Source organism: Mycobacterium sp. E3298 (genome assembly GCF_001666895.1).
GTDB lineage: Bacteria > Actinomycetota > Actinomycetes > Mycobacteriales > Mycobacteriaceae > Mycobacterium.
In genome coordinates, this window is record NZ_LZJB01000095.1 from 1 (window position 1) to 5,068 (window position 5,068).

Sequence of the window (5,068 nt, forward strand, 5' to 3'; positions counted from 1 at the left end):
GCTCGGTCACCAGGTCCGACACCGCCTGGTCCAGCCGCGTGACGGCGGCGCGCATTTCATCGGGCTGGGTCTGCCATAACCGCGTCGAGCCCTCGACGTCGGCCAGCAGCAACGTCACGGTTCCCGTCGGGAGCTCGCTCAACCCCAAATCGCTCCAGTTCAAACGCAGCGTGTCCGCGCACCGCTCGGTCTCAGTCATGTTAGCCAGCGTGCGTCGATCAGACGCGGCAAACATCAGCAGAATGGCCTATACGTCCGCTCGGCCGCGTCCGCGGAGGATCTACGCGCCTTGACCAATGTTCTTCGCCGGCCGTCATCGCACACTTGGTTCCTCGGACTCAAGGAGGTACAGATGAACAGCCAGACCGGTCTTGCCGGCAACCGCGACTCGATCGACGCCAACTTCACGACGGGCGTGCTGCACGGCCACTACGACAGCCGCTTCGAGGATCTCGTCGCCGCGCTGGCCGACGAAGTCAGCACCGGCGGCGAACTCGGCGCCGCGATCGCCATCGATGTCGGCGGCGACGTCGTCGTGGACATCTGGGGCGGGCATGCCGACAGGGCCAGAACCCGCGAATGGTCGGAAAACACCATCGTCAACGTTTTTTCCAGCACCAAGAACGTGACCGCGCTCGCGGCGCTGATGCTGATCGACCGCGGCCTGCTCGACCCGTTCGCCCCGGTCGCAAAGTACTGGCCCGAGTTCGCCGCCAACGGCAAGCAGGACGTCGAGGTGCGCCACATCCTCAGCCACACCTCCGGGATGTCCGGCTGGGAGCCCCCCTTCGCCCTGGAGGACGTCTACGACTGGGGAAAAGCCACTTCTCAGCTTGCAGGCCAGGCGCCGCGGTGGCCACCCGGCACCGCGTCGGGATACCACGCGGTGACCATTGGGCACCTCGTCGGCGAACTGGTCCGCCGAACCACCGGCATGACGCTGAAACACTTTGTGCGACAGGAGATCGCCGAGCCGCTCGGCGCTGACCTGCAGATCGGCGCCCGGCCCGAAGACGACCACAGAATCGCCGAACTGGTCCCGCCGCCTCCGCTGGACGTGCCGCTCGACGCGGTCCCCCATGACCATCCGATGTATAAGACGTTCGCCGCGATCCCGCCCGCCGCGGAGACCGCGCTGGCAGCCGAGACGACGGCGTGGCGCCGAGCGGAGATCGGATCGGCCAACGGACACGCCAACGCGCGTTCGCTGGTCCGCGCCCTGTCCCCGATTTCGTTGGGCGGCACGATCAATGGCGTACGGTTCCTGCGACCCGACACCATCGACCTGATCTTCGAGGAGCAGGCCAACGGCACCGATCTGGTGCTGGCCATGCCGGCACGGTGGGGCATCGGGTTTGCCCTCCCCCATCCGGAGGCGGTGCCCGACATCCCCGACGAGAGGACCTGCTACTGGGGCGGTTGGGGCGGCTCCATGGTGGTGATGAACGTCGACCGCCGCACCACGTTCGCCTATGTGATGAACAAGATGGGACAAGTCACATCGGGCGGAACCGATCGGACGCGGAAATACACCCGGCTGATCTATGAGGCACTCGGCTGACGGTCAATCAGTATGGCCGCCCGCCTTCGGGCATCACGTACTCGGAAATCGGTCCGGAGACGCCGTTGACCGACGTCCCGCCGTTGAGAATGCCCGGCGCCATCTCCAGCATGTTGTTCGGAAACCCGAACTTCGGCTTGGTCAGCTCGTCGAGCCGCGCCAGTTCGTCGGCGCCGAGGCCCACGTCGACGGCGAGGACGTTGTCGTTGAGCTGCGAGAGCCTGCGCGCCCCGATGATGACGGACGAGACGCCAGGCTGCGCGCGCACCCAGGCCAGCGCCACGCTGGCGACGTTCGTCTGGTGGGCCTTGGCGATGAGCTCGAGTTCGTCGACAACGGCGTAGGTCTTGTCGTCGAGGAAGGCGTCGACCATCGCGCCGCGGCCGGAGTCCTGCCGGCCGGCGCTGGCCCGGGTGTACTTGCCGCTCAGCGCGCCGCCCTTGAGCGGCGACCACGGTGTGATGCCGAGGCCGAATTCGGACGCCATCGGAACCAGTTCCTGTTCGATGGAGCGCTCCAGCAGTGAGTACTCGACCTGCAGGCCGACGAAGCTCGACCAGCCGCGGAACCGGGCGATGAGGTTGGCCTGGGCGATCTTCCACGCCGGGGTGTCCGAGACGCCGATGTAGCGGACCTTGCCGGCGCGGACGAGATCGTCGAGCGCCGCCATCGTCTCGTCGATGGGTGTGTTGGCATCCCAGATGTGCAGCCAGTACAGGTCGATGTAGTCGGTTTGCAGACGCCGCAGCGAGTTTTCGCAGGCGTTGATCAGCGACTTGCGGCCCGAGCCGCCGCCGTTGGGATCTCCCGGATACAGGTTGCCGCTGAACTTGGTCGCGATCACCAGGCGATCGCGGCGACCGGCGTCGCGCCCGATGTGGTCACCGATGATCTTCTCGGAGTGGCTTCGGGTGTAGAAGTTGGCCGTGTCGATGAAGTTGCCACCGAGGTCGGTGTATCGATCGATGATCTGTTGAGACTCCTCGACACTGGTGCCCCAGCCGAGGTCCTCGCCGAATGTCATGGCGCCCAGACACAGGGGGCTGACGCGCAGGCCGGAGCGTCCGAGTGTCACGTACTGATCCAGAGGCATGGTGGCCACTTTCTGGTAAATTGTTCGATTATGTGTTTGTTCATTCCTAAACTAGTTTATGTCTGAACGATCTGGCAAGTCGGTGCCAGCGGTCGACGCGGCCAAGATCTGGTCGTTGAACTATCGGGTGCTGCTGTCGGTCATCTCGTGCGCCGAGGCCGACATCTGCGCGCTGGGGCTCGAATCCAAGGAGCTCTTCCTGCTTGCGGAGATCGACGAGCACCCCTATCCGGCCGAACTCGCTGCGGCGTTGAGCATGCCCAAGGCGACGATCACGGTTTACCTCAAACGGCTTGAGGCCGCGGGCTTCGTGCGGCGCCAGATCGACGCCAGCGACCTGCGGCGCCATCGGCTCTTACTCACCCCGGCCGGGCGCAAAGCCGCCACGGACGGGCTGGCGCTGCTGTCCGCGGAGTTCGACAAGCGTCTCGGACGCCTCACCGTCGCGCAGCGGAAAGACCTCAAAAATCTGCTCGAAAAGATTCTGTGAACGCGGGTGCCGTAGGCGTTTGGCGTTTGCCCCGGCTAGTCTGACGTGTCGTGCGAGTCCTGGTGATCGGTTCGGGTGCCCGTGAGCATGCGCTGCTGCTGGCGCTTCGGAAAGACCCGCAGGTCACGGAGCTGTTTGTCGCCCCCGGCAACGCCGGCACCGCCCGGGTCGCCGAGCAGCACGACGTGGACATCACGTCCGGTTCCGACGTCGTCGCCCTGGCGCGGGAGGTCCGGGCCGACCTGGTGGTCATCGGCCCGGAGGTCCCGCTGGTGTTGGGCGTGGCCGACGCCCTGCGAACGGCCGGCATCGTCTGCTTCGGGCCCAGTAAGGACGCCGCGCGCATCGAAGGGTCCAAGGCGTTCGCCAAGGAGGTCATGGCCGCTGCCGGCGTGCGCACCGCGACCAGCGAAACCGTTGACAGCCCCGCCCATTTGGATGCCGCACTGGACCGGTTCGGGCCTCCTGCGGGCGACCCGGCCTGGGTGGTCAAGGACGACCGGCTGGCCGCCGGCAAGGGCGTCGTGGTGACCGCGGATCGCGGTGTCGCGCGCGCGCACGCCGCCGGGCTGCTCGAGGCGGGGCACCCGGTGCTGCTCGAGTCGTTCCTGGACGGGCCCGAGGTGTCGCTGTTCTGCGTCGTCGACGGTGAAACCGTGGTGCCGCTGCTGCCCGCGCAGGACTTCAAGCGTGTCGGCGACGGCGACACCGGCCCCAACACCGGCGGCATGGGTGCCTATGCGCCGGTGCCGTGGCTTCCCGACGACCTGTACCGCGACATCGTCACCAACATCGTCGAACCCGTTGCGGCTGAGATGGTTCGGCGGGGCTGCCCATTCTGCGGTTTGCTGTACGTCGGGCTGGCGATCACCGGCAAGGGACCGGCGGTGGTCGAATTCAACTGCCGTTTCGGTGATCCCGAGACCCAGGCTGTGCTGGCGTTGTTGGGTTCACCGCTCGGCCAGCTGCTGTACGCCGCGGGTACCGGCAAGCTCGCCGACTTCGGTGAGTTGCGCTGGGAGCAGGGTGCGGCCGTCACGGTGGTATTGGCGGCCGAGAACTATCCCGGCCGTCCCCGCGTCGGCGACGTGGTCGCGGGCTCGGAAACCGAGGGAGTGCTGCACGCGGGTACGGCGCGCCGCGACGACGGAGAGGTCGTCTCCTCGGGCGGTCGGGTGCTGTCGGTGGTGGGCACCGGCCCCGACCTTGCCGCCGCGCGTGCGCAGGCGTATGAGCTGATGGGGTCGATTCGACTGCCCGGCAGCCACTTTCGTGGTGATATCGCGCTGCTGGCCGCTGAAGGCAAGATCAGCGTTCAGTAACCCGCGGCTTGGCCGTCTCGGCGGGGATCGCTGACGGCGAGATATCCGCCGTCGAGCCGCCAGATCGCCTGGCAGCTGCCGAACTGGTTGTAGTCGTCGACCCCGAGCAGGTCGTGCCCGCGACGACGCAATCCGTCGAGGGTCGACGTGGGAAATCCCGGTTCGCAGCTGATCTGCATGCCCTGCACCCAGCGAAACCGGGGACCGTCGCAAGCCGCCTGCGGATTTTGGCCATAGTCGGCGATGCGGACCACGACCTGCACGTGCCCCTGGGGCTGCATCGGCCCGCCCATCACTCCGAAGCTCATCATCGGCGCGCCGTCCTTGGTGACGAAGCCCGGGATGATCGTCTGGAAGGGTCGCTTATTCGGCCTGACCTGATTCGGATGACCTTGATCCGCAACGAAACCCGCTCCGCGGTTCTGCAACGAGACGCCGGTTCCCGGCACCACCACCCCAGACCCGAATCCCATGTAGTTCGACTGGATCATCGACACCATCATCCCCGCAGCATCGGCGGCCGTGAGGTACACGGTGCCGCCGCGGGGAGTGCCCGCCGACGCCGGCTTCGCCTGACGGCGGTCGATCAGGCCGGCCCGCTG

Annotated in this window: 6 protein-coding genes; 3 read left to right on the top strand and 3 right to left on the bottom strand. The window is 66.8% G+C overall.

Going from position 1 to position 5,068, the window contains the following annotated elements:
• Positions 1-199: hypothetical protein (locus tag A9X05_RS04335; RefSeq protein WP_197498922.1), on the bottom strand; the 199-nt coding region annotated here is incomplete at its 3' end.
• A 153-nt stretch (positions 200-352) separates the two neighbouring features.
• Here A9X05_RS04335 and A9X05_RS04340 point away from each other — a divergent pair.
• A complete protein-coding gene (locus A9X05_RS04340; RefSeq protein WP_082970887.1) occupies positions 353-1,561 on the top strand; it encodes a serine hydrolase domain-containing protein in 1,209 nt (402 codons plus the stop codon).
• A 7-nt stretch (positions 1,562-1,568) separates the two neighbouring features.
• Here A9X05_RS04340 and A9X05_RS04345 read toward each other — a convergent pair whose 3' ends face one another.
• Positions 1,569-2,654, bottom strand: a complete 1,086-nt coding sequence (locus A9X05_RS04345; protein ID WP_067761485.1) for an aldo/keto reductase — start codon at positions 2,652-2,654, stop codon at positions 1,569-1,571.
• 82 nt (positions 2,655-2,736) lie between these two features.
• Between A9X05_RS04345 and A9X05_RS04350 the strand changes: the two genes are divergently transcribed.
• Both A9X05_RS04350 and purD read left to right on the top strand, forming a co-directional pair.
• Positions 2,737-3,144 carry a MarR family winged helix-turn-helix transcriptional regulator gene (locus A9X05_RS04350; RefSeq protein ID WP_231978244.1) on the top strand — a complete coding sequence of 136 codons (408 nt, stop codon included), beginning with the start codon at positions 2,737-2,739 and terminating at the stop codon, positions 3,142-3,144.
• Positions 3,145-3,194: 50 nt separating this feature from the next.
• Positions 3,195-4,466: a phosphoribosylamine--glycine ligase gene (purD, locus tag A9X05_RS04355; RefSeq protein ID WP_067779486.1), complete on the top strand. Its 1,272-nt coding sequence runs from the start codon at positions 3,195-3,197 to the stop codon at positions 4,464-4,466.
• Here purD and A9X05_RS04360 read toward each other — a convergent pair.
• A partial coding sequence (locus tag A9X05_RS04360; RefSeq protein ID WP_197498923.1) for a gamma-glutamyltransferase occupies positions 4,460-5,068 on the bottom strand: 609 nt, incomplete at its 5' end. The genes purD and A9X05_RS04360 overlap by 7 nt on opposite strands.